The sequence below is a fragment of the Amycolatopsis sp. cmx-11-12 genome (assembly GCF_046269425.1).
GTDB lineage: Bacteria > Actinomycetota > Actinomycetes > Mycobacteriales > Pseudonocardiaceae > Amycolatopsis.
Window position 1 is genome coordinate 1 of record NZ_JADNQM010000053.1, and the last position, 23,395, is coordinate 23,395.

General features: G+C 64.6%; 20 protein-coding genes and 1 pseudogene. 9 read left to right on the top strand and 12 right to left on the bottom strand.

The window, feature by feature from the left end:
• The first annotated feature begins 621 nt into the window (after positions 1-621).
• Together ACLARN_RS40645 and ACLARN_RS40650 are read left to right on the top strand one after the other, a co-directional pair.
• Positions 622-2,703 (top strand): hypothetical protein, encoded by a 2,082-nt coding sequence (locus tag ACLARN_RS40645; protein WP_409496808.1) that lies wholly within the window; start codon positions 622-624, stop codon positions 2,701-2,703.
• Between the two features lie 658 nt (positions 2,704-3,361).
• A pseudogene (locus ACLARN_RS40650) lies at positions 3,362-3,709 on the top strand (amino acid permease); the annotation flags it as partial.
• On the opposite strand, the gene ACLARN_RS40655 reads toward ACLARN_RS40650, so the two are convergent.
• Positions 3,619-4,077: an SDR family NAD(P)-dependent oxidoreductase gene (locus ACLARN_RS40655; RefSeq protein ID WP_409496847.1), complete on the bottom strand. Its 459-nt coding sequence runs from the start codon at positions 4,075-4,077 to the stop codon at positions 3,619-3,621. The pseudogene ACLARN_RS40650 and the gene ACLARN_RS40655 sit on opposite strands and share 91 nt — an antisense overlap.
• Positions 4,078-4,159: 82 nt before the next feature.
• Here ACLARN_RS40655 and ACLARN_RS40660 point away from each other — a divergent pair, with 82 nt between their 5' ends.
• The 3 genes from ACLARN_RS40660 (at position 4,160) to ACLARN_RS40670 (ending at position 5,653) form a co-directional block, all read left to right on the top strand.
• Positions 4,160-4,735, top strand: a complete 576-nt coding sequence (locus ACLARN_RS40660; RefSeq protein ID WP_409496848.1) for a TetR/AcrR family transcriptional regulator — start codon at positions 4,160-4,162, stop codon at positions 4,733-4,735.
• 342 nt (positions 4,736-5,077) lie between these two features.
• Entirely contained in the window at positions 5,078-5,260 is a 183-nt protein-coding gene (locus tag ACLARN_RS40665; protein WP_409496809.1) for a DUF6355 family natural product biosynthesis protein, read from the top strand.
• Positions 5,261-5,326: 66 nt separating this feature from the next.
• Positions 5,327-5,653, top strand: coding sequence for a DUF6355 family natural product biosynthesis protein (locus ACLARN_RS40670; protein WP_409496849.1), 327 nt, complete (start codon positions 5,327-5,329; stop codon positions 5,651-5,653).
• Between the two features lie 328 nt (positions 5,654-5,981).
• Here ACLARN_RS40670 and ACLARN_RS40675 read toward each other — a convergent pair whose 3' ends face one another.
• A complete protein-coding gene (locus ACLARN_RS40675) occupies positions 5,982-6,419 on the bottom strand; it encodes a histone-like nucleoid-structuring protein Lsr2 (protein WP_409496810.1) in 438 nt (145 codons plus the stop codon).
• A gap of 572 nt (positions 6,420-6,991) precedes the next feature.
• Here ACLARN_RS40675 and ACLARN_RS40680 point away from each other — a divergent pair.
• Positions 6,992-7,855, top strand: a complete 864-nt coding sequence (locus ACLARN_RS40680) for a helix-turn-helix domain-containing protein (protein WP_409496811.1) — start codon at positions 6,992-6,994, stop codon at positions 7,853-7,855.
• Between the two features lie 88 nt (positions 7,856-7,943).
• Complete coding sequence (locus ACLARN_RS40685) at positions 7,944-8,138, top strand: hypothetical protein (RefSeq protein ID WP_409496850.1); 195 nt, start codon at positions 7,944-7,946, stop codon at positions 8,136-8,138.
• Positions 8,139-8,393: 255 nt separating this feature from the next.
• Here ACLARN_RS40685 and ACLARN_RS40690 read toward each other — a convergent pair whose 3' ends face one another.
• From ACLARN_RS40690 to ACLARN_RS40705, 4 genes are all read right to left on the bottom strand, one after another.
• Positions 8,394-8,795, bottom strand: coding sequence for a hypothetical protein (locus tag ACLARN_RS40690; protein WP_409496812.1), 402 nt, complete (start codon positions 8,793-8,795; stop codon positions 8,394-8,396).
• A gap of 68 nt (positions 8,796-8,863) precedes the next feature.
• A complete protein-coding gene (locus tag ACLARN_RS40695; protein ID WP_409496813.1) occupies positions 8,864-10,339 on the bottom strand; it encodes an APC family permease in 1,476 nt (491 codons plus the stop codon).
• Positions 10,336-11,703 carry a dipeptidase gene (locus ACLARN_RS40700; RefSeq protein ID WP_409496814.1) on the bottom strand — a complete coding sequence of 456 codons (1,368 nt, stop codon included), beginning with the start codon at positions 11,701-11,703 and terminating at the stop codon, positions 10,336-10,338. The genes ACLARN_RS40695 and ACLARN_RS40700 overlap by 4 nt, the downstream gene beginning before the upstream one ends.
• Before the next feature lie 324 nt (positions 11,704-12,027).
• Positions 12,028-12,534, bottom strand: a complete 507-nt coding sequence (locus tag ACLARN_RS40705) for a DUF6069 family protein (RefSeq protein WP_409496815.1) — start codon at positions 12,532-12,534, stop codon at positions 12,028-12,030.
• A 583-nt stretch (positions 12,535-13,117) separates the two neighbouring features.
• On the opposite strand from ACLARN_RS40705, the gene ACLARN_RS40710 reads away from it, so the two are divergent.
• Together ACLARN_RS40710 and ACLARN_RS40715 are read left to right on the top strand one after the other, a co-directional pair.
• A complete protein-coding gene (locus ACLARN_RS40710) occupies positions 13,118-13,963 on the top strand; it encodes an oleate hydratase (RefSeq protein ID WP_409496816.1) in 846 nt (281 codons plus the stop codon).
• Complete coding sequence (locus ACLARN_RS40715; protein ID WP_409496817.1) at positions 13,960-14,760, top strand: oleate hydratase; 801 nt, start codon at positions 13,960-13,962, stop codon at positions 14,758-14,760. The genes ACLARN_RS40710 and ACLARN_RS40715 overlap by 4 nt, the downstream gene beginning before the upstream one ends.
• A gap of 835 nt (positions 14,761-15,595) precedes the next feature.
• On the opposite strand, the gene ACLARN_RS40720 is transcribed toward ACLARN_RS40715, so the two are convergent.
• The 6 genes from ACLARN_RS40720 to ACLARN_RS40745 are packed head-to-tail and all read right to left on the bottom strand — an operon-like array spanning position 15,596 to position 23,170.
• The gene (locus tag ACLARN_RS40720) at positions 15,596-15,928 is read right to left on the bottom strand and encodes a cupin domain-containing protein (RefSeq protein WP_409496818.1); all 333 of its coding nucleotides are present in this window, start codon (positions 15,926-15,928) and stop codon (positions 15,596-15,598) included.
• A gap of 4 nt (positions 15,929-15,932) precedes the next feature.
• The gene (locus ACLARN_RS40725) at positions 15,933-16,502 is read right to left on the bottom strand and encodes an HPP family protein (RefSeq protein WP_409496819.1); all 570 of its coding nucleotides are present in this window, start codon (positions 16,500-16,502) and stop codon (positions 15,933-15,935) included.
• A complete protein-coding gene (narI, locus tag ACLARN_RS40730) occupies positions 16,499-17,230 on the bottom strand; it encodes a respiratory nitrate reductase subunit gamma (protein ID WP_409496820.1) in 732 nt (243 codons plus the stop codon). Before narI ends, ACLARN_RS40725 begins: the two co-directional genes overlap by 4 nt.
• Positions 17,227-17,829, bottom strand: coding sequence for a nitrate reductase molybdenum cofactor assembly chaperone (gene narJ, locus ACLARN_RS40735; protein ID WP_409496821.1), 603 nt, complete (start codon positions 17,827-17,829; stop codon positions 17,227-17,229). Before narJ ends, narI begins: the two co-directional genes overlap by 4 nt.
• 2 nt (positions 17,830-17,831) lie before the next feature.
• Positions 17,832-19,493: a nitrate reductase subunit beta gene (gene narH, locus ACLARN_RS40740; protein ID WP_409496822.1), complete on the bottom strand. Its 1,662-nt coding sequence runs from the start codon at positions 19,491-19,493 to the stop codon at positions 17,832-17,834.
• Positions 19,493-23,170, bottom strand: coding sequence for a nitrate reductase subunit alpha (locus ACLARN_RS40745; protein ID WP_409496823.1), 3,678 nt, complete (start codon positions 23,168-23,170; stop codon positions 19,493-19,495). Before ACLARN_RS40745 ends, narH begins: the two co-directional genes overlap by 1 nt.
• Between the last annotated feature and the right edge of the window lie 225 nt (positions 23,171-23,395).

Sequence of the window (23,395 nt, forward strand, 5' to 3'; positions counted from 1 at the left end):
GACTGGAACGCGTCCAACACCACGCATCGTCTAGCGTTTACCCAAGTGGGATGCTCGATGATGTCGCACATCCACAGCAAATTGAGTTGGGTGCGCAAGAAATTCGGGTGCACAGATCCTCACTGCGTGCTGTCACTCAATCGAGTGGTCTCGACTGAGTGATCGCATTCTGGATTCGATCCGGATGCGCGCGCGGCCATGGTTTGCAATGCAGATTTGGCGAGCTGTCGATCAACTGGAAGCGGATAGACTTTGTTGCTCTTTGACTGGTGCCCTGTTGAGTTGAGCGTGCTTCTAGCGCACAGAGAAGACCCTGGGAGTTGATGTAGAGACCCTAAGTGACAAGCACTAGCACTAGCAGCCTGTGACGACTCGGGGTCCACTTACGCCTGGATCACCCATATTTGCAACCTGACATTGCGTACTGTAGCGGACAACGGCCACTAGCAGACTTGGCCCGTGCATAATGGACGATTCAGCGTATTACCCGCGATATGCAAATATGACGCGGTCGGTTACCGATTGGGAGGCGGCGCAATGACGGAAAGCTACGTCGCCCAGTGCTATGAATAGTGTTCATGTCTCGACGCTCAGACGCGCGGACGTCACTTTTGGGAGGTGATGGCAATACTAGCCATCAAGAAAATTATCGCCCTGGCGACCACAGTGGCTGTCGGCACACTCGGCCTCGACGCTCCGACCGGCGCAGCCCCGCGAGGCGAAGTGCAGATCAGTGAGGTCGACGTCACCAATCTTACAGCTTTTCGCGGCGTTACCCCTCGTCAGGTTGATAGCCTCAAGCAGCAGAAGGTCCGTCGTCTAGATTTCCCAATCTCACATGAGTGCGAGGGGATCGAGCGTCTCGAGGATAAAGTAGGACCGCGCTGTTTTGATGGGTTCGAGCTGACCACAAGTCCCGAGGAGGCCGCTGTCACTCAAAGCATTGGCGAAGTGACCGTCAAGGACGATCGTACAGGAAACGTTCAGGCGGATCTCCCCGGAGGCGTTGCTCGGGTCGTGCTGCGCAAGAAACTAACCGAGGTGCGAGTTACTTATCCGGGTGACGACCGTGACAGCGTGATCAAGCAGCTCAAGCAGCGCTACACGGGGTCGACGACAGGAACGTTAATGGACATGTTGGGGCGGCAAGGCAAGGTCCTGCGGCTGACCGCCCAGTATCCCGAGCCTGAGCAAGCCGAGAGAAGGAACTCGGCCTTCCATCACGAGTTGACTGCAGGGGAGTTCACCCGGATCTACATTCCCTGGGCAATGGTGTCGCAGGGCGGATTCGGTAAGATCGCGATGGATCATGTGCTCAGCGGCTACCAGGCCCTCAAAACAGGTATCCGCCCGACACAACAGCCCGAGCTTAATGCAGAGAAGGGCCTAGATAAACTGAAGGCGGAATGCAAATCCGATCTTCAGGGACCTATCTGCGAGGTAGCTGGGCAAAACTGGGCATCTACCAACTCCAAGCTAACCATTGCCAAGAAGGTCATCGACCAGATCGGTGCTAATGAGGGGGCTATTAGCGCGATTAGCAGCGGCCTGGAAAAGGTGAAACCCAACGCCGCGACAGCTACGCCGAAGGGCGCCCTCGCCCACGCCACCAAGTTGGTCAAAGCCAATACGAGGCTACAGAACCTAGCCAAGAGCGCGAAGGCTAGCGGCATTGGCGCTCTGCAGGTAGCCAGCTATGGGGTATCCATGGCGATGTTGATCAACAACTGGAACGATATATCGCCGTTGGACAAGGCTGAGTCGATAACCAGCATCATCCCGATCGTCGGACAGGGCATCAGTTTCTTCAATGCTGCACAAAAGGGCGACATGGAGGGAGTGGCCGTCAGTACTTTGTCAGTAATTGGGGTAACGGTAGCTGGCGTATGCGGCCCCTGCGCTGCGGCGATCGGCGTTGGACTCGCGTTGTACAGTCTGATCTCTTGGGCCGTTGCGCATGCGCACGCCGAGGCGGCCGAACGCGAGCGAGCCGCTAAGCAAGCCCGGATCGAGCAATTCCTGAAGGACTTCAAGGAAAAGGGCGGGGTCTTCGAATGGGAAGACCCACAATACGACGCGGGCATCTACCTGCCCCCCGACTATGGAGTCAAAACTCAGACAATCAAGTTGTCAACCAAGGAGGTTCCTTACCTTCTTGCCAAAGGTGAGTTCATCACAATCCCCTTTCCTTACACATGGCAGGATGCATATGTCTATCCTGGCAAGCCTGCAACGGACGCTAAGAAGCGCGGGTTTCTGGAAGTCGTCGACGTCTCCGTCTGGCAAGGGGGGAAACGAACGATGACAAAATGTACTGACAAATGGATCAACGAGGCCGAGACGACAGGTTTTGCTGGCGCTGCGTCAGTTTGCGAAGCCCAGCAGCAGGTAGCGGTCACGCCTGAACAGCCAACCTGGCTCGACATTACCTACATCAGCAGGCAGCATAAGAAGCATCCTCAAACAAAAGAGGTTGGAGGACACTGCGAGTGGGCGAAGTCGGGTCTTGCTCCGTATGCGCCCTACAATTCGAGCAAGCATGTGGCGCCTATCTCGAAACTGAAACCCGTGGTGGAGTCTGACTACTGCCAGGTACCCGGTGGAATTGGCCTAAAAATCACTGGTCGTGCCGGAGATGACGTGGTACCACTCGGCTTCTCCATTCCATTCACGTTCGAAGACATCCCAATGGGAAGAGGCTAAGATAATGAGCTTTTCCACGTTGTTCGGACAGACAGTCTCAAGTGTCCGAACAACGTGGAGGGCCTTCTCGTAATCATGGAAGTGGACGGTCCTCAAGCTCTCGCGTGTCGGAGTATCGTCGGCTATTTCGGAACCACGTTTGGTGGAGCGTCCTGAGCAGACTCGCTCGGCTCCCCCGCGGCAGGTCAAGCTATTCCAGGAAGCCGGGCCGAACGCTTCACCGCGAAGAATAACCGGACCGACAACGCGGCCCCCACAAGGCGTGCCGTCCGCGCAGGAGGGGCGGCGCAGTAGCAATGCTGTGAACCTGTGGGCGAGATCGATCAGGGCCGGTCGTAGAAGCACTCCCCGCCTTCACCACCGCGCCTGCTTGCAGGTGTTTCCGTAGGCGGCCGGCCGACTCGTCATGGCGGACCATTCCGGCTCCCGTAGTGACGCGGCGGTCTCGTCCGATGGCCAGCATGTAGCCGATGCCGCGGCACCCCAGCTCCGCGCCCAGCAGGTGGTCGGGAGTCTGTTGCTGCTCAAGGCTTCCGCGAACGGTTGCGCGGCGCTGACCAGGATCGAGACGATCGCCAACGCGGCGCCGCCGTTCCGCAAGCCTCACGTCCGGCGCGCGCAGCATGCGGAGATCGCGCGGGGCGGCCTGCTCGGCGTGATGCTGATCGGGATCGCCCAGCTGATCGGGAAGTTCGCCATCCACCCGGTGGACGGCGTCACCGTGCTCTCCCAGGTGACCACCGCGTCCTTGGGTGACGGCTTCGGCTTCTACCTGGTGCAGTTCTCGACCGTGGCGCTGCTCGCCCTGGCCGCCAACACCCCCTTCGGCGGATTGCCCGTGCTGGCCCAGTTGCTCGCCAAACACAACAAGCTGCCGCACGTGTTCGCTCTGCGCGCGGAACGGCAGGTGTATCGCTACGGCGTCGGGTTCCTCGCCGTCACCGCCGCGATCCTGCTCGTCATCACCGACGGCGACATGAACACCCTGGTCCCGCTGTTCGCGATCGGGGTGTTCGTCGGGTTCACGCTCTCCCAGGCCGGGATGGTCCGGCACTGGCGACGCCCCCTCCCCGGTCCGGCTGGCGCAGCAAGGCCACGCTCAACGGCGGCCCGTACCGAGGAGAGGTCGGCCAGGTCGAGCAGAACGGGTTCGGCCGACCCGGTGCCGTCGATCCCGGCTCGCACCTGGTCGACGGCCGCTGCTCCACGCTCGGCGTCGCGAACGGTCATGAGGATCCGGGCACCGGCCGCGGCCAACGCACCGGAGAGGGCGAGGCCGAGGCCGGAAGTCGTCCCGGTGACCACGATGTTGCAGCCCGTCAAATCGGGCAGGAGTTCTCGCGGAGATGACATGGGTCGATCTCTCCAGTTCATTCGGCCGGAGCCGGCGCCAGGCAACTCATGTGACACTGTCACGCGAATAGCCTGCCCAGTTCGGATGACACTGTCAACTAGAATGGCCGGTGTGACACGCACCGAGACCGCCGAGGCCACGCGGCAAGCTCTTGTCCGCGCTGCTTCCGAGTTGCTCGACCAGGGCGGTCCTGACGCTGTGACCCTGCGTGCCGTCGGAGCGCGGGCCGGAGTCTCGCGAGGTGCGCCCTACGGGCACTTCGAGAACAAAGAACATTTGCTGGCCCAGCTCGCCATCAATGCGTGGAGTTCCCTGGCGGACGACGTCGAGCACCTTCGTGAGAACCTTGAGTCCACTTCGGGCATACGGCTGGAGCGGGCCATCCTGGCGTTGATCGGCGTCGCTCGCCGGTGGCCGCACCGGTACGCGCTGATGTTCAGTGCTCCGGCCGATACCCCTGCCGCCCTGGAGGCCGCGGGCCGTCTCGAGGGCGTGTTCCTGGCCCTGGTCGCGGATATGGTCGGCGAATCCGACGCGCCTCGGTACGGCGCGCTGCTGATGTCGAGTGCACACGGCATCGCGGGAATGGAGCTCAGCGGTCATCTGGCCAAGGACACGTGGCAGGTCAGCGTGGAGCAACTCGTGCACATGCTGATCGACGCGATCCGAGCCGGCTGAACGGAGGAGCCCGTCCCTCGGTACCGGGCTCGGTGTGGTCAGCGCCGGCCGACCTCGAAGTCACCGGCTGGAGGGCCTGCATCTCGTGCCGGCAGCGCGAGAATCTCAACCAACGACCACCAGCGCGCCCTTCCCTGCTCAAAATCCTGCTCGGCGCCATCCTCGGCAGCAGCGGCCTGATCGCCACCGCGATCCATGCACCAGGCGGGGCTGCTGTGACGCCGACACCGCTTACGCGGCGGGATCCGCGAGAGCCTTTTCACAATGGCGTGCGTCGAAGCACGAGCGACCTGAGCGTTGAGCATCGGTTCCCAGGGGGCATCGAGGGAAGCAGCGCGAACGATGCGAACCGGCCAAGCGCGGTCCCGGATCTGGATCTGGCTGGATGTCGTCTTCGGGCCCGACGAACCCAGATGTGTCGATCCTGGGCTCACCAACCTCGGAACTTCGGCCAACTTTCGCCATGCGTACTACACGGGAGATCTGCGCGCGCGGCCTCTCCCGGCACGCTATGACGAAAGGTAGTTCATGACTCGCTCATCAGTCATCCGCCAACGGGCGGCGACCGTCCTCGCTGCAGCACTGCTGGCGATGGCTGCCCCTGCCGGGATTGCATCCGCGACCGAGTTGGCACCAAAGCCGTGCGGCTACTCCGAATCCAACGGGCACTCCTGGTACGACCACTGCACCAGTGACGGATCCCTGATCGTCATCAAGATCGACTTTGTATTGGTCAGGGACCGGTGGCATTGCGTCGCGCCGGGCGTGAGCTACATTGCTGCGAGCGTGAACACCCAAACGCCTGGTACACCGGCGACGGGTGCGACAAAGTCGGTCCCATCTGATCGCACGCCAACGTACTCCGTGTTGTGCACGTACAACACGGGCGAGGTCGCGACCTGCGCAACCTGCCCATGACCGTGAAATCCGTATCCGCGCAGACCCCGATAGAAAGGGTTTTCTGGGCCTGTCGCCAGCCAAATATGCAACGGTTGGATTCTCGTCGTGCTCTTCATTGGCGATGCCCGCCTCGGCGAACCAGAATGCTGTTCCGCCAAGTGCGGATACTGTGACGAGGTTGACGGGTACCAAGCGGAGCGGAACACATGACGTCCCATGCCTACAGGGATAACGCAACCCGGCTGGCAGAACTTGGCTCGACTAACATGGCAACGGCTCGGCACCCGCTCTGATCCGGCAACGTGCACATTGCGCATGTCGCCGGATCAGAGCAGCCCGCGGACTGCTAGCTCTCAGCCTTCTTCTTCCGCGGGGTCCGCTTGCGAGCCGGCTTCGTCGGAGCTTCGTCCACCGGATCCGGTTCACCGTCTTCGGACGGCGCGGCGTCGAACGCTTCGTAGATGTCGCTCGGGATTCGTCCGCGTTCAGCGATCGCGTACCCGTTCTCTGACGCCCAGGCACGGACCTGCTGGTTACGCTCACGATCCGTCGACGTCGTCGCGCGACCGCTCGCCGTAGGCTGGTCGGCCGCAACCCGCAGCTTCCGCCCGCCGGTACGGGTACCCGCCTTAACGAAGCGCTCGAACTCATCGCGCAGCGCCTGAGCGTTCTCGTCGGAGAGATCGATCTCGTACTGCACGCCGTCGAGCCCGAAGGGCACCGTCTGCGTCGCTTCACCGCCGTCGAGATCATCGATGATCTCGACACTAACCTTCTGCGCCATCCGTACAGCCTTTCATCAAGTCGATCAGCGCCCCTACGCGCCATGATCCTCCCCGGAGCCTAACCGCACAGTTCACCAGGGTCGCGATTTGACACACATTGTTGTGCCAGAACGCAATAGCAGTGAACGGCAAGTACTCCGTACCATCATCATGAGGTGGCTCGATGAAGGTCAGCCCCGCACCGACTTCCTCTACGTCGTAGACACGATGCCCAGGGTCAAGGTCCTGACCAGGCGCAACTTCAACCCAGGTACGTACATCGTCGAACCCTCTGCCGATACTTCGGTGATCTGCTGGTGTGGAGTGAGCCACGGTCTGTCGCGTAGCTTGGCCCTACGACGTCGATCACGCCGACGCGATGAATGGCAGTGGCTGGCAGGCCGGAGGGACTCAGGAATGAACGAGCCGTACTCCTCCGCCAGCACTGATGGCGCTCTGCGAATAGGGACGGACCTGCTCTCTGAATTTCCCCAGTTGGGGTGTCTTGTCGGCGTGTTGTTTGCGCTGGTCACAGGCTTGCGAGTGACGGTTCTCGGTGTTGATCACCGTGGACAGTTGCGGGGAGGCCGAGATGCTCACAGTGGAGGAAGACGTGGAGGCGCAGGCGCTGCGTGCTCAGGGCTGGTCGATCTCGGCGATCGCGAGACATCTCGGGCGTGATCGCAAAACGATCCGCCGGTATCTGGCTGACGAGGTCGTTCCCGGCGCACGCCGGTCGTCGACGGTGGACCCGTTCGAGCCGTTCGTCGCCTACTGCCGGGCGCGGCTTGCCGATGATCCGCATTTGTGGGCGTCGACGCTGCTGGACGAGCTCGCCGAGCTGGGTTACCGGGGCGGCTACTCGACGTTCACCCGTGCGCTGCGCCGCTATCGGCTGCGGCCGCACTGCGAACCGTGTCAGGTTTCCCGCGGCCGCGACGTCGCGATCATCACGCATCCGGCGGGCGAGGAAACCCAGTGGGACTGGTTGGAGTTGCCGAATCCGCCGGAGGGCTGGGGCGTTGGGAAGCAGGCGCATCTGCTGGTCGGCGCGCTGGCGCACTCGAGCAAGTGGCGCGGTGTTCTGGCCGAGTCCGAGGAATTTCCGCATCTGGTCGAGGCGATCGACGCCGTCGTCCGCCAGCTCGGCGGCGTCACCCGCGTCTGGCGGTTCGACCGGATGGCGACGGTCTGCTACCCGTCCTCGGGCAGGATCCTTCCCGCGTTCGCGCAGGTCGCCAAGCACTACGGCGTCCGGTCGGTGACGTGTCCTCCTCGGCGCGGGAATCGGAAAGGCGTGGTGGAGAAGGCCAACCACGCGGCCGCGCAACGCTGGTGGCGCTCGCTGGGCGACGACGTGACGATCGCCGAGGCGCAGGCCGGGGCTGGACCGTCTCGCGTTCAAGCTCGACAACCGCCGCCGGGTCCGCGACGGCGAGCGCACCACAGTCGCTGATCTCGCGGCCGCGGAGCGGCTGCATCCGGCACCACTGACCGCGTTCCCCGCCGAGTTCGATCAGGCCCGGACCGTCTCGCCGCAAGCGCTGGTTTCCTTTCGTGGCAACCAATACTCCGTTCCGCCCGGGTTGGGCGGCAGCGAGGCCCGGGTCCGACACCGGCTCGGCGCGCAGGATCTGCGGCGAGCGACCAGCCAGGACTCCGCCGGTTCCAGCCCCACGGCCAGGAACAACGCCAGTCCGACGAGAATCATGATTCCCCGGACGCTCAGCAGTAGTTGAGCCAGCCCGTAGATCACGGCAACCCCAGCGGCGGCCGCCATGCCAACCAGGAACGGCGAACGTCGGTCAAACGGCTTGCCCCGCCTGCCCAACGGCGCGTCGGGAGTGCTGAGCTCGGCGGCAGCAGCTTCCGCATCGGCGATCGGGCCCTCGCGCATGGAACCTCCCCGGGGGTGGACTCGCGTCACGAAAACCGCGCCTCGTCGACCGGCCGATCACCACGGTTACAGCGGAGGTCACGAGGTCTGTTTTTGGTTAACCGGCGGTGTCGTCGAGTTTAAGGTTGTCGACTTTGGCTCTGAAGTCGGGCAGTTTCCTTGGGCAGTAGGTGTCGATGATCAGTGTGTCGGCGAGGGCGATGTCGCGGTCGGAGATGATGGGCCGTTGGCCGGGGCCGGCGGCTCCGTTGGACATGTCCTGTTGCCATCGGGCTTGTTGTAGCGCGCTGTCGGGGTTGGCGCACACGGCTCCGCCGTCGCTGCGGAACATTCGGGTGATGTCGTTCAGATCCAGGGAGAAGGGCAGGCGGGCGGCGGCGAAGCGAGCCTGTAGTTCTTTGGCCTTGTCGAGGTCCTGTTGGTCAACCCGGGCCTGGTGGTAGGCGATCGCCGCGGTCGCGGTGAGCACCACGAAGGCTGCGGCCAGAATGAGGTACATGATCCGATAGGCGCGGGGGTTGCCGTGCCCATCAACGGAGTGCTGTGGTGCGCTCGGTGTGTGAGAAATCATTGCTCAGCACCACCTGCGGTGGTCGGCGCGGTCTGCCATGCGGGCCGCCGGAATTTCAGCAACAGCAACGGAACCAGCAGTCCGATCACGCCCATGCCGCCGCCGACGATCGCGAGATAGGCCATCAGATTCCCATCGCCGAACTGTGACGGGGGGACGAACCCGATGAACATCGCGGCGGCTGAGGCGGCGAAGCCGACCGTGCACAACGTTTTGAGCGCGGGCGCGGTGAACCCGCGCGGGTGGTCGGGGTAGCGTCGGCGAAGACGCAGCGCCGCTACAAACATCAGCAGGTAGACGATGAGGTACACCTGGGTAGTGATCGCCGACAGGATCCAGTAGGCGCTGGACACGTCCGGGATGAGCGCGTACATCAACGCGATCAACGTGGTGACCACGCCCTGGGTCACCAGGATGTTCTGCTGCACGCCCGCCTTGTTGAGCCGTTGCAGGAACGGCGGCAGGTAGCCGTTTTCCCGTGAGATCATCAACAGGCCTTTGGATGGCCCGGCCAACCAGGTGAGCATGCCGCCGAGCGCCGCCGCGATCAGCAGCACGCCCAGGATCGGGGTCATGAACCCGATCCCGAAGTGACTGAAGAACCCGTCGAAGGCCTGCATCACGCCCGCGGTAAGGCTCAGGTTCCCCGCCGGGACCACCCAGCTGATCACCAGCGCCGGCACGATGAAGATCACCAGCACCAGCCCGCAGGACACGAACATGGCTCTCGGGAACTCGGTGGCTGGCTTGCGCAGCGAGGAGACGTGCACCGCGTTCATCTCCATGCCGGAGTAGGCCAGGAAGTTGTTGACAATCAGCACCAGGCTGGCCAGCCCGGTCCATTGCGGCAGCAGGTGATCGGCGGTCATCGGTGCCGCTGACGCGTTGCCCTGGCCGAGGAAGATCAGCCCCAACAGGACGAGCAACGCGCCGGGGATCAGCGTGCCGATGACCAGGCCCGCGCTGGACAACCCGGCCACGGCTTTGGTGCCCCGCGCCGAGATGTAGACACCCGTCCAGAACAGGATGATGATCACCATGGCGGTGTAGAGGCCGTTGCTGGCCAGCCTGGGGTCGATGACGTAGGCGAACGTGCTGGCCACATAAGCAAGCAGGCTCGGATAGTAGAAGATCGTCATCGCGAACTGGCACCACACGGCCAGGAAGCCCAACGGTTTGGACAGACCTTCTCCGACCCACCGGTATACCCCACCGGCCCAGCCCGACGCCAGTTCCGCGGACACCAGCGCAGTCGGCAACAGGAAGCAGACAGCCGGGATGACGTAGAAGAACACGCACGTCAACCCGTAGATGGCCATCGTCGGCGCCGAGCGGAGGCTGGCGACCGAACTCGTTGTCATCAACGCCAGCGTCACCCAGGAGATCGTGCTGGGCGGCGCGGCGACCTTGCTCGTCGCAGGCGCCAGCTCAGATGACCTGGTCTGTGCTCGGGACGAATCAGCGGCGGTCATCGCGAACTCCGACCATGCCCGGTCGCGGCGTATTCTTTCATGAACAACGCCTCCGCCAACGCCATGTGCTCGATCTCGACGGGATCGACGCTCTCGTTGGGCGCGTGGATCAGGCAGTGCGGCTCCTCCACACCGATCAGCGCGATCTCCGCCGTGGGAAACATGGTCGACAGCACGTTGCAGAGAGGGATGGAGCCGCCCTGGCCGGCGAAGACCATGTCGGTGCCGTACGCCGCCCGCATGGCCGCGCCGAGCGCGGCGTAGGCCGGACCGTCGGTCTTGGCCTGGAACGGCTGCCCCACCGCCTCCGTGTCCACCGAAACCTTGACGCCCCACGGAGCCGCCGCTTGCAGGTGCTCGGTCAACGCCGCCAGCGCCTTGTCGGAGTTGACACCGGGCGGTACCCGCAGGCTCACCCGGGCCCGCACCGAGGCCGGCACCGCCGCCGCGGAGCCCACCACCGGCGGGCAGTCGATCCCGAGCACGGTCACCGCGGGCCTGGCCCACAACTCATCGGCGATCTCACCGGAGCCCAACAGCGTCACGTCGTCCAGCACTCCGGCGTCGGCCCGGAACTGCGCCGCCGGATAGGCCACCCCTTGCCACCGGCCACCGGCGTCCAACCCCTTGATGGTGGTGCTACCTTCCGCGTCGCGCAGCGAGTCCAGCAGACGCACCAACGCGGCCAGAGCGTCCGGGGCGGGCCCACCGAACATCCCGGAGTGGATCTCACCGTTCAAGGTAGACACCGAGACCACCACGTTGACCAGCCCGCGCAACGAGGTGGTCGCGGTCGGCAGGCGGGGTGCGAAGTTTCCCGTATCGCACACCAGGATCGCATCGGCGGCGAACAGTTCCGGCTGCTGTGCTACCAACTCCTCCAGCCCGCCGGTGCCCTGCTCCTCCGATCCCTCGGCGACGAACTTCAGCCCCACCGGGAAATCAGCGGCACCCAACGCCCGCAACGCGGTCAGGTGCATCACGATATTGCCCTTGCAGTCCGCTGAGCCCCGCCCATACCAGCGGCCGTCTCGCTCAGTCAGCTCGAACGGCGGCGTCCGCCATGCCTGCTCGTCCAACGGCGGCTGCACGTCGTAATGGCAATACAACAACACCGTAGGCGCGCCGTCCGGTCCCGGCGCGTTGCCGACCACCGCGTCGCTCCCGTCGGAGGTGCGCACCGTCCGCATCTCGCCCAGTCCGGCTTCGGTGAATGCGGACACCAGCCACTCGGCCGTGGCGCGACATTCCTGCGGTGGGACCTGCTGCGGATCAGCCACCGATTGAAACGCCACCAATCGCGTCAGGTCGGACCGTGCCCTGGGCATCAGACCGCGGACGGTGTAATGAAGTTTCGATTCCATCGAGTCTCCACTCCCGACATCACGCGACGGTCCCGAGAGGACGGTCACCAAATCAGAATGCTGGAACAATCTCGCTTACGCATCCCGACAACTGTCGCACTCACCGGACGAGTGAACGACCGGCCGGCCGCAGCATTCTCGAACACAACCCGTCGTCATCCTCGCGAAACCCACGTATGTCTGCGGCCTTGAGCTTGCGGCAACTCGCATGGCTAGCACGACGTCGGGTGACACCGACACCGTCTGCGTGAACATGTCCACGCAGATGGACACAACAAATCACGGACGGTCGCGGTCCGAACAATGGACAGGCCATGAGAGGCGTCAACGGCGATCGTTAGGGCGCGATCTCCACGAGTCGGTGACATCTACGGCCTGCGCCGAAGGGAACTGCGGCCGGCGCGCGCTGGTTACAGTGCTGCTGACCAGCACCGTGATAGCCAGTCCGATGACCAGGTTGATCAACGCGGTGGTCACTTTGGCGTCAAGTCTGACACTCAGTGTCAGAGGCAACACGATCGCGATCAGCGTCACCAGCGCCATGATCCACCCAAAGAACTGACCGGGTGTTGCGGTCGTCACACACAGCACGTGCGCTAATCCGGTCGCGCCGAGTGCAGCCGCAGCGGCAATGAGGGCATAGGTGAGAGTATTCGCATTGCCCCAGATCCCACCGCCTTTTGGCGCAAGAACCGCCACGTCGAACAGTCCCCGGGCGATGAGTAGGCCTACCACCGCCACGAGAGCGGCGACCGCGGCGGTCGCAGCGCCGCCGGCCCACAATCTCCTGTAGTCGAAAGCAATCCGGCTCACTGGACCTTGGTAGCTCATCGAGCAGCTCCCTCCACACACTGTACCGATCCATGGTCGCGTGGTTCTCGGTGTATGTCCACGTCGGACGACGCTGCTGTCATTCATCGAGGTGAACATAGATCCGTCGATCGATCGGTCAGAGATCGATAGCGCGGACGGCAACGGCACGGTCCTCGACGCTCGACAACTCGATCACACGGTGTCCAAATGCGTCACCCGATTAGGTGATACTACATGTGGAAATGAGCTACACGCACAATTGCGAAAGCGCTCATCGTGATTCGGTTTGTCGTGTAATCGGGTGATTCCACTGTCCGTGGCGAGCGGTGAACCTACAGATTCGGACGTTTCGGCTGATAACGGTCGGCGGCCCGCCGATCGACTGTCCACAGCGGCTTGCGCGGAGCTGATTTCCTGTTACCTTACGAAAGGGAGTGCTTACACTCGGCCAGCTTATGGATGACTTCAGTTTGACGCCTTGTTAGTCACGAGGACTGGCCGAGGCGTCGATGTGGGCTCGATCGGAAAGATCCGCGGTGACATATCCGCCGCGGCCAACGGAATACGGTCAAGAGGCTTTACTCGTGGTGACGTAACTGTCGTGCGCGGGCTCTGGCTGCCGGCCGCTTCCTTGCGTGGACGGGAGAACTCTGCGGCGAAGGCATACCTGGTGGGTAGTGGGATTGCGTCGCTGTCGGCGGTGGCATTCCTGATTCGGGAGGGACGATTCTCCGGCTCGGACATCACGATCCTGGAAGAGCAGGATCGCATGGGCGGAAGCCTGGACGCGGTGGGCTCTCCAGATACCGGTTATACGATGCGTGGTGGGCGCATGTTCGAAGTGCATTTCGACTGCACCTATGACCTGCTGAAGTCGATTCCGTCGCTGGATGATCCGTCGAAGTCGGTGACCCAGGATACCTTCGACTTCCAGGAGAACTTCGCCTGGTACGACCACGCCCGTTTGATCGACAAGGGCGGCAACAAGGTCGAGGCCCATTCGATGGGGTTCACCGATCAGGACCGGCTCGAGCTGATCAAATGCGTGGCGACCCCGGAGAAGCTGCTAGACGGCAAGCGGATCTCCGACTGCTTCCATCCGGACTTCTTCACCACCAACTTCTGGTTCATGCGGTGCACCACGTTCGCCTTCGAGCCCTGGCATAGTGCGATCGAGTTCCGCCGCTATCTCAACCGGTTCGTGCACCTGTTCAAGACCTTCGACACCATGTCCGGGATCTACCGGACCAAATACAACCAGTACGACTCGATCGTGCGGCCGCTGCTGGCTTGGCTCGATTCCAAGGGCGTGACTATCCAACTCAACACCACGGTGACCGACCTGGTGTTCGCCTCCGGCAACCAGGTGACCGTTCGGGCCCTGCAGTGGACGCGCGGCGGGCCACCGAGCAGATTCCGATCGGCGCAGAGGACCTGGTGTTCGTGACCAACGGGTCGATGACCGCCGATTCCACTCTAGGCTCCACCGACCGGGCGCCGGTGTTGGACACCTCGCACACGGCTGGTTCGTGGAAGCTGTGGCATACCTTGGCGGCCAAGGACGCCACGTTCGGCCGCCCGGAGGTGTTCGATTCGACCATTGAGGACTCGGTCTGGGGTTCGTTCACCGTGACCACCAAGGATCCCGCGTTCTTCGCGCTGATGGAGGAGTTCAGCGGTAGCGAGGCCGGTAAGGGCGGTTTGATCACCTTCAAGGACTCTCGCTGGCTGTTGACGATCGTGCTCAACCACCAGCCGCACTTCCACGGACAGCCGCATGACACCTTCGTCTGGTGGGGCTATGCCTTGTTCCCCAACAACAAAGGCGACCACAATGGCAAGACCATGGCCGAGAGTTCCGGCCGGAAGATCCTCACCGAGGTGCTCGGGCACCTGCATTTCGACAACATACGCGAGCAAATCCTGAACAACTCCATCGTACTTCCCGCGATGATGCCCTACATCACAAGCCAGTTCCTCGTCCATAAGGGCGGTGACCGCCCCGCGGTCGTGCCGGCCGGGTCCACCAACCTCGCCTTCGTCGGCCAATACGCCGAAGTTCCCGACGACGTCGTGTTCACCGTGGAGTACTCGGTGCGCACCGCGTGGACTGCCGTGGCCCAACTGCTGAACCTCGACCGGAAACCACCCGCTGTCTACAAGGGACAGCACAACCCCAAGGTGGTGGTCGAGGCATTGGAAACCCTGCACCATCGCCAGCCGGTGCAGGCCTCGCATTCCTAGCTCCACGGGCGCCGGAGGTTGAGGCCATGGGTGGCCTCGCCTCCGACGTCTGCGTGCGGCGACACTCGACGGTACCCGGACGGTTCAGGGAACATACTCGATGAGTTGCATCATGCCTCGATCCTCGTGCTGAAGGTGATGGCAATGCACGGGGCCCATCCGGGGAGTTCCGGACGCGGATTCCGTCTGGACGCACTCGCGTTGGTACGTTCCCCGACTCGCCCGTTGGCTCAGGTGGCCCGTGAGCTGGGTCAATCACGAAACCCTGCGCACCTGGGCCCGCAACGCCGAACGCACCGAGAACGCGTCGGAGGCCGAGGCCGGTGTCGGCGGCAAGGAGCAGGAACGCGACCCTCGGGGCGGTGTAAGCGGGTGGCGGAGCTGGAGAAGGAGATTCTCCGGAAGGCAGCCGCCTATTTCACGAAGGAGATAGGTCGTTGACCCGCAGTGACTCTGACCGTGAGAACCGACCGCACATGTCCGCCGATTCTGACCGCACTAAACGATCACCACCATGATCAATGTTGCTCAGAAATGACCGCACCGGGCCTTCCTCGCGGCCAAGTGTCGGCGTTGCTCGTCAGACTTCCAGGTCGTTGGTCCTGCGTCGCTGCGGGGGCGCGCCGCCAGAACCGATCCCAACATTACGAGCGGTCCTCCCGCGACACATTCGGATGGAACCCAAACCACCCAGACGTGTCACTGCTCTGAAAGGCGCGCCCCTCTGAGCGCAAGCAAGCCGAGTGCCGACCGGTTCAGGCCCGACACGCCTGATTCCAGTGCGATCGCGACGACTACCTCCACTGCCAACGTGGCCTCGAGATCATCGTGAGCCTCAGTCGTGTTTGACGACGGTGAGTAGGACGGACGAGTCCTCGAGGGCGTGCAGGCTGTGCCGTTCCTGGGGAATGAGGAGCAGGTCGCCTCGGCGGCCTTCCCAGGAGACGTCGCCGGCGTCGAGGCGGACGCGGCCGGTCAGGACGTGCACGGTCGCCTCGCCGGGATTGGCGTGTTCGGCGAGGCTGGTGTCGCCGGTCAGTGCGATCACGGTTTGCCTGAGGTGGTGTTCGTGTCCTCCGTACACGGTTTCCGCGGCACGGCCGCTCGCCGCCGCACGCGCCCGCTCGAGCTGCTCGCGTGCGACGGCGTCCAGGGAGAGTCTGCGCATGATTTCAGTGTGCCTTCTCGGGTGCCCAGAGCGGGTAGCGGACGCCGGCGAGCCGGTTGATCGCGATGCCTTGTGCGGTGATCAGCAGGACCCCGAGGAACGTCACGAGCAGTTGGTGCGGGGTGCGGAGCAGACCGAGCGCGATGATCAACGTGGTCGCGGCGGCGGGCGGGTGGGACAGGCCGAGCAGCGGCATGAGCCCGCAGGTCAGGCCGAGGGCGATCGCGGCGGCGAGGACGCGCGGGAAGGTGACGTCGGCCAGGTTCGGTGGTACGGCGAGCAGTCCGGTGATCGCGAGCCCGAGCGCGCCGGCGCCGATGCCGATCAGGTGCCCGAGGACGGTGTTGCGCGGGCTGGCGGTGGGCAGGGTCGGGGTGGAGAAGAGCAGGAACGCGGTGGGCCCGAGTGAGGGGAACACAAGCGGCTGATGCGAGAGCATGGCGGCGGTCGCGATCAGGGCGATCGAGATGAACGAGTTGATCGCCGAGTAGACGGCCGCGACGAGCTTCGGGTTGTGCCGCCGTTCGAGGCTGTCCAGGTGCAGCCTCGCCAAGCCCCGCTCGGGAGAAGTCACCGTTGCTCCCAGCCGCGACGGACCGGCCGGGTTCCGGCGGCGCTGCTTTCCCGGCTGCGGTAGACGATGTAGGGCCGGAAGAGATACTGGATCGGCGCGCTGAAGGCGTGCACGAGCCGGGTGAAGGGCCAGATCGCGAAGAGCGCCATGCCGACCACGGCGTGGACCTTGAAGCTCAGCGAAGCCTGTGCCATCAGTCCGGCCTCCGGCTGGAGGATGAATAGGCTGCGGAACCACGGCGACACGGTTTCGCGGTAGTCGGTCTGGTGCGGCGAGACGACCGAGATGACCGTGGTCGCGAGTCCGGCGACCAAAGCGCAGACGAGCACGACGTACATGGTCTTGTCGTTCTTGGTGGTAGCCAGGAACACCGGTCCGGTGGTGCGGCGCCGCCAGATGAGGATCCCGATCCCGGTCAGGGTGCAGATCCCGGCGACGCCGCCGAGGCTGAGTGCCATCACGTGGTAACCCTCGTTCGACAAGCCGAGGTCGGTGGTGAGCGACTTCGGGATCACCAGGCCGACGAAGTGTCCGATCACGACCACCAGCAGTCCGAAGTGGAACATCGGGCTGCCGACGCGCAGCAGCCGGGACTCGTAGACCTGGGAGGAACGCGTGGTCCAGCCGAACCGGTCGTAGCGGTACCGCCAGATCGTGCCGAGCACCAGGATCGCTACCGTCACGTACGGGAGTACCGCCCAGAGCAGGATGTCGAGGGTGCTGGTCATCGGCGGCCGCCCGAGGTCACCGGCCGCGGGTAGGGGTCGATGCCGACCAGTTCGAGCGGTGGATGTTCGGGTGGTCGCGCAATCGCGGCCGGGAAGGTGCCGAGCGCGGCGGCCACCACCGCGGTGTAGGGAGTACCGAACCGGGCCAGGTTCGCGGCGAGCAGTTCGACGCCGGGCCGGAACCACGCGAGCAGCTGCCGGGCGGCCGCCGTCGCGCCGCCAGGGCAGGTCGCGGCGAATTCAAGCAAGGTGGGCAGGTAGTCGGGGAGTTCGTCGCCCGCGGGTTCCATACCGTGCACGCGATAGGTCTGTTTGAGTTGCAGCAGCGCTTCGCCGCGGCGCCGGGTGTCGCCGTCGGTGTACCAGGTCAGGTACAAGCATCGCCGCGCTTTGGTGTCGAACACCTCGACGTAATGTGCGGCCGCCTCAGCCTGATCGGCAGCACCCAGGTAGCCGAGGAATTCGTGCAACGCGGCCACTTCCGGCCGCGGGGCGAGTTCGCGCGCGGCGTCCCGCAGTAGCGGCAGGTGCCGGTACAGCTCGTCGTCGGGGTAGTGCAGGCACCAGGCGGCGATCTGCCGGAGCACGCTGGTAGTCATCGTCACTCCTTCCCCTGTCCGGTGCGGCGGGGCGGGAACAGCCCGTCCGGCCTTCCCCTGCCATCCCAGTTGAGCAGGTTGACGCGGCCGCGCAGGCCGGCGGTGTCGGCGACGGCGTCGCTGGCGGCGCGGTCGGCTATGAGGTGGAAGTTCTCCACCGCGACCGGCGGCTGTGGGCCGGAGGCCTCACCGAACGGGCCGGAGCCGCCCATGCCGGGGCCACCCTCGTAGTCGAGGCTGCAGGCGAGCTCGTCCAGCCGCTGAGCCTGCTCGGCGTGCGCCGCCGGAACGACATACCGTTCGTCGTACTTGGCCAGTGCCATCAGCCGATACAGGTCGTCCAGGTCGATGGCCGTCATCCCGACACTCGCCGGGATCCGCTTGTCGGGAGCGTCGTCGAAATGCACGGTGCGCTGGTAGGCCCGCATGGCCGCCAGCCTGCGCAGCACAGTGTCCACAGTGGACTTGTCGCCGGCAGTGAACAGTTCGGCCAGATATTCCACCGGAATGCGCAGGGTGTCGATCGCGGCGAACAGGTTGTCCGGGTCCTCGCCGTCGAACCCGGTCTCGGTCAGCGAGTCCACCACCGGAGACAGCGGCGGCACATACCAGACCATCGGCATGGTCCGGTACTCCGGATGCAGGGGCAGCGCGACCCGGAATCGCTTGATCAGCGCGTACACCGGGGAGCGGCGCGCGGCGTCGACCCAGTCGTGCGGGATTCCGGCACGCTCGGCGTGCGCGGCGACCTCGGGGTCGTGCGGGTCCAGGAAGACGTCCAGCTGTGCGGCGTAGAGATCCTTGTCGTTCTCGACACTGGCCGCTGCGGTGACCTTGTCGGCGTCGTAGAGCATGACGCCGAGGTAGCGCAGGCGGCCGACGCAAGTCTCCGAGCAGACCGTCGGCTGGCCGACCTCGATGCGTGGATAACAGAACGTGCACTTCTCGGCCTTGCCGGTGCGGTGGTTGAAGTACACCTTCTTGTACGGGCAGCCCGTCACGCACATCCGCCAGCCGCGGCACTGGTCCTGGTCGACCAGCACGATGCCGTCCTCGGCCCGTTTGTACATCGCGCCGGACGGGCAGGACGCCACACACGACGGGTTGAGGCAGTGCTCGCAGATCCGCGGCAGATAGAACATGAACGACTGCTCGTAGGAGAACTTGACCTTCTCGGACATCTTCGCCACCACCGGGTCGCCGTGCCCGTGCTCCGGCGCCCCGCCGAGATTGTCGTCCCAGTTCGCGCTCCAGGTGATCTTCGTCGGCGCGCCGGTCAGCAACGAGGTCGGCCGGGCGACCGGAGTGTCGTCGCCGAGCGGCGCGTCGGTGAGGTTCGCGTAGTCATAGGTCCAGGGTTCGTAGTAGTCGTCGATGTGCGGGAGCACCGGGTTGGAGAAGATCTGCAGCAGTTTGCGCAGACGCCCGCCCGCGCGCAGCCGCAGTTTGCCGCGACGGTCGAGCCTCCAGCCGCCCCGCCACCGCTCCTGATCCTCGTAACGACGCGGATATCCTTGCCCCGGGCGGGTTTCCACGTTGTTGAACCAGGCGTACTCGACGCCGGATCGGTTGGTCCACGCCTGTTTGCAGGTCACCGAACAGGTGTGGCAGCCGATGCACTTGTCCAGCGCCATCACCATAGCCACCTGGGCCATCACGCGCATCAGTACGTCACCTCCTGCGAACGCCTGCGGATCACCGTTATCTCGTCGCGCTGATTGCCGGTGGGGCCGAGGTAGTTGAACGCGAACGAAAGCTGGCCATAGCCGCCGATCAGGTGCGAAGGTTTCACCAGCAGCCGGGTCAGCGAGTTGTGTATACCGCCGCGGCGCCCGGTGGTCTCGGTCTTGGGCACGTCGATCACCCGGTCCTGCGCGTGGTGCATGTAGACGGTGCCAGTCGGCATCCGGTGTGACACGATCGCCCGCGCCACGACGACCCCGTTGCGGTTGACCGCCTCCACCCAGTCGTTGTCGGCGACACCGATCGACTCGGCGTCCACCGTGGACATCCAGATCGTCTGCCCGCCCCGTGACAGGGTCAGCATGAGCAGGTTGTCCTGGTACTCCGAATGGATCGACCACTTGGAATGCGGGGTGAGATAGCGGACGACCACTTCGGCGCCGTGCGGGCCGATCCGAGGTTCGCCGAACAGGCGGTGCATGTCCAACGGCGGCCGGTAGACCGGCAGCGCCTCCCCCAGCTCGGCGATCCAGTCGTGGTCGAGATAGAAGTGCTGGCGGCCGGTGAGGGTGTGCCACGGCTTGGCGTGCTCGACATTCGTGGTGAACGCGGAATAACGGCGCCCGCCGGTCTCGCTGCCCGACCATTCCGGACTGGTCACCACCGGACTCGGCCGGGCCTGGGTGTCGGCGAAGCTGATCCGGTGTCCTTCGTTCTCCCTGGCCAGATCCGCGAGTTCGACACCCGTGCGCCGTTGCAGCGTCTCGAAGCCCTGCAACGCGAGACGTCCATTCGTGGTCCCGGACAGGGCGAGGATCGCCTCGGCGGCCTTGACGTCGGTGTCCAGCAGCGGCCGCCCGGCCCCGGCGCCCTCGCGGGCACGCCCGTTGCGGGCCGCCAGCTCGGCGACCTCGCGAGCCACGGCATAGGTGACGCCCTTGCTGGTCACGCCGAGTGAATCGACGAGCGGGCCGAGTGTCCCGAGTTTCGCGGCGACTGCGGGATAGTCCCGCTCGACCACCGCCAAGCCGGGCATGGTGAGGCCGGGCACCGGATCGCACTCCCCCGCACGCCAGTCCCGCACTACGCCGCCGGGCTGCGCCGTCTCTCCCGGCGTGTCATGCAGCAGCGGCACGGCCACCACATCCTGGCGGACCCCTAGATGTTCCGCGGCGAGTTCGCTGAATTTCCCGGCGATGGCGTGGAAGGCGTCGAAGTCGGTGCGTGCCTGCCAGGGCGGCGGGATCGCCGGGGTGAAGGCATGCACGAACGGATGCATGTCTGTACTGGATAGATCGTGCTTCTCGTACCAGGTCGCCGCGGGCAGCGTGATGTCGGCGAACAGCGTGGTGCTGGTCATCCGGAAGTCCAGTGCCAGCAACAAATCCAGTTTTCCCTCAGGCGCCTTCTCGCGCCAGCGCACGTCGACTGGCCGTACCTCCGGTTGCGCTTCCGCGGCACGCAGGTTGGCATCCGTCCCGAGCAGGTGCCGAAGGAAGTATTCGTTTCCCTTGGCCGACGAACCAAGCAGGTTCGCCCGCCACACCGTCAGCACCCGCGGCCAGTTCCCGGGTGCGTCGGGGTCTTCGCCGGCGAATCCCAGGCTGCCGTCCTTGAGCGCGTCCGTGACGTACTCCGCTGGTTCCCGTCCTGCCGCGGCCGCATCGTCGGCGACGTCGAGGGGATTACGGTCGAAGGTCGGATACGACGGCATCCAGCCCAGCCGTGCCGACAACGCAAGGCAGTCCACAGTGGATTTTCCGGTGAAGGCACCGTTGCCCAGCGGGGAGGCCAGCGCGTCGGCGCCATAGGAGTCGTAACGCCACTGGTCGGTGTGCATGTACCAATAGGCCGTCCCGATCATCTGCCGTGGTGGCCGCGACCAGTCCAACCCGCCAGCCAGCGTCGTCCACCCCGTCAGCGGGCGGCACTTCTCCTGGCCGACGTAGTGTGCCCAGCCTCCGCCGTTGCGGCCCTGGCAGCCGGTCAGCGTCACCAGCGCGAGAAAGGCCCGGTAGATCGTGTCCGAATGGAACCAGTGGTTTGTGCCCGCGCCCATGAGGATCATCGATCGTCCCCGGGTGCGTTCCGCGTTGCGCGCGAACTCTCTGGCGATCTTGACCACAGTCGCCGCCGGGACCGACGTGATTTCTTCTTGCCACGCCGGCGTTCCGGGCTGCGCGGCGTCGCCGTAGCCGCTGGGCCACTCGCCCGGCAAGCCATCCCTCCCGACTCCGTACTGCGCGAGCAGTAGGTCGAACACCGTCGTCACCAGGCGCCCGGCGACCCGCCGCGCCGGAACCCCGCGGCGCAGGATCGAACCGGAGCCGTCCGGGGCGTCGAACCGGGGCAGCAGTACCTCAACCCGCTCCGCCACCCCGTCGTCCAGCAACGACAGTCGCGGCACGACGTCACCCAGTTCCAGGTTCCATCGGCCCGCCCCGGACTCTGTCCACCGGAAACCTAGTGAACCGCCCGGTACCACCGGTCCGTCGCTCGTCTTGTCCCACAGCACGGTCTTCCACGCCGCGCCCTCGTCGTCAGAGCCGAGATCGGCGTCAGTCAGGAACTTTCCCGGGACGTATCCATCGGCGCGGTCCGCCAGCGCCACGAGAAACGGTAGGTCGGTGAACTTCCTTGTGTAGTCAAGGAAGTACGACACCTGCCGATCGACGAAGAACTCCTTGAGCAGCACATGCCCCATGGCTATCGCCAGCGCGCCGTCGGTTCCCGGATGCGGCGCCAGCCACTGGTCGGCGAACTTCGTCGCGTCCGCGTAGTCCGGGGAGACCACCACGACCTTCTGCCCCCGATACCGGGCCTCGACCATCCAATGCGCGTCCGGTGTCCGGGTGACCGGAACGTTGGAACCCCACAGCATCAGGTACCCGGCGTCCCACCAATCCGCCGACTCCGGAACGTCGGTCTGATCCCCGAACACCTGCGGCGAGGCCACCGGGAGATCCGCATACCAGTCGTAGAAGGACAGCATCGGCGCGCCGATCAACGCCATGAACCGTGAGCCGACAGCGTGCGACACCATCGACATCGCCGGAATCGGCGAGAACCCCGCGATCCGGTCTGGACCGTGCTTCCGGATCGTGTGCACATGCGCCGCGGCGATCATCTCCACCGCCTCATCCCAGGAGACCCGGACCAGCCCACCCTTGCCCCTGGCACGCTGATAACGCTGCCGCCGCGCCGGATCGTCCACCACGGCCGCCCACGCGACCACGGGATCACCCAGCCGCCGACGCGCTTCGCGATACATCTCGACCAGCACACCTCGCGCATACGGGTACCGGACCCGCGTCGGGGAATAGGTGTACCAGGAGAACGCGGCACCACGCGGGCAACCACGGGGCTCGTATTCCGGCCGATCCGGGCCGACCGACGGGTAATCCGTCTCCTGGGTCTCCCAGGTGATGATCCCGTCCTTGACATAAACCTTCCACCGGCACGAGCCGGTACAATTCACCCCATGAGTGGACCGGACAATCTTGTCGTGACTCCACCGATCACGATAAAATACGTCGCCTTCCCGGCCCCCCTCCCGAAACTCCGCACGCAAGTCGTCGGAAATTTCGGACCGACGAAGAAAATGGCCCGCCCGCAGCAGCGCCTCACCGGCCGCCCCCGTTCCGCTGCCCGCCGCCATTGCCCCTCCTCGTCGTTGCTCTCGCCTCGGCCGACCACACATTCAGCTGACCAAACCCGCTCCTGCCCGCCGTCCGAGTAGAACAGACCACCCGCAGCCGCGCCACCGGTAGGCCACGAATCCCACCACGCCCATCAGGTGTCTTCGCAGGTTACGGGCCTCGTCACCCGATTAGGCGAGAAAAAGGAGCTAACCCATTTGCGGTAACGCTCACCGGATCGCCCG

Excerpts from the sequence above, each read along its gene's own strand:
- ACLARN_RS40645 (WP_409496808.1), top strand. The coding sequence starts at position 622 with ATGGCAATACTAGCCATCAAGAAAATTATCGCCCTGGCGACCACAGTG.
- ACLARN_RS40655 (WP_409496847.1), bottom strand. The coding sequence starts at position 4,077 with ATGAACTGGAGAGATCGACCCATGTCATCTCCGCGAGAACTCCTGCCC.
- ACLARN_RS40660 (WP_409496848.1), top strand. The coding sequence starts at position 4,160 with ATGGCCGGTGTGACACGCACCGAGACCGCCGAGGCCACGCGGCAAGCT.
- ACLARN_RS40665 (WP_409496809.1), top strand. The coding sequence starts at position 5,078 with ATGCGAACCGGCCAAGCGCGGTCCCGGATCTGGATCTGGCTGGATGTC.
- ACLARN_RS40670 (WP_409496849.1), top strand. The coding sequence starts at position 5,327 with ATGGCTGCCCCTGCCGGGATTGCATCCGCGACCGAGTTGGCACCAAAG.
- ACLARN_RS40675 (WP_409496810.1), bottom strand. The coding sequence starts at position 6,419 with ATGGCGCAGAAGGTTAGTGTCGAGATCATCGATGATCTCGACGGCGGT.
- ACLARN_RS40680 (WP_409496811.1), top strand. The coding sequence starts at position 6,992 with ATGCTCACAGTGGAGGAAGACGTGGAGGCGCAGGCGCTGCGTGCTCAG.
- ACLARN_RS40690 (WP_409496812.1), bottom strand. The coding sequence starts at position 8,795 with ATGTACCTCATTCTGGCCGCAGCCTTCGTGGTGCTCACCGCGACCGCG.
- ACLARN_RS40695 (WP_409496813.1), bottom strand. The coding sequence starts at position 10,339 with ATGACCGCCGCTGATTCGTCCCGAGCACAGACCAGGTCATCTGAGCTG.
- ACLARN_RS40700 (WP_409496814.1), bottom strand. The coding sequence starts at position 11,703 with ATGGAATCGAAACTTCATTACACCGTCCGCGGTCTGATGCCCAGGGCA.
- ACLARN_RS40705 (WP_409496815.1), bottom strand. The coding sequence starts at position 12,534 with ATGAGCTACCAAGGTCCAGTGAGCCGGATTGCTTTCGACTACAGGAGA.
- ACLARN_RS40720 (WP_409496818.1), bottom strand. The coding sequence starts at position 15,928 with ATGCGCAGACTCTCCCTGGACGCCGTCGCACGCGAGCAGCTCGAGCGG.
- narI (WP_409496820.1), bottom strand. The coding sequence starts at position 17,230 with ATGACCAGCACCCTCGACATCCTGCTCTGGGCGGTACTCCCGTACGTG.
- narJ (WP_409496821.1), bottom strand. The coding sequence starts at position 17,829 with ATGACTACCAGCGTGCTCCGGCAGATCGCCGCCTGGTGCCTGCACTAC.
- narH (WP_409496822.1), bottom strand. The coding sequence starts at position 19,493 with ATGCGCGTGATGGCCCAGGTGGCTATGGTGATGGCGCTGGACAAGTGC.
- ACLARN_RS40745 (WP_409496823.1), bottom strand. The coding sequence starts at position 23,170 with ATGGCGGCGGGCAGCGGAACGGGGGCGGCCGGTGAGGCGCTGCTGCGG.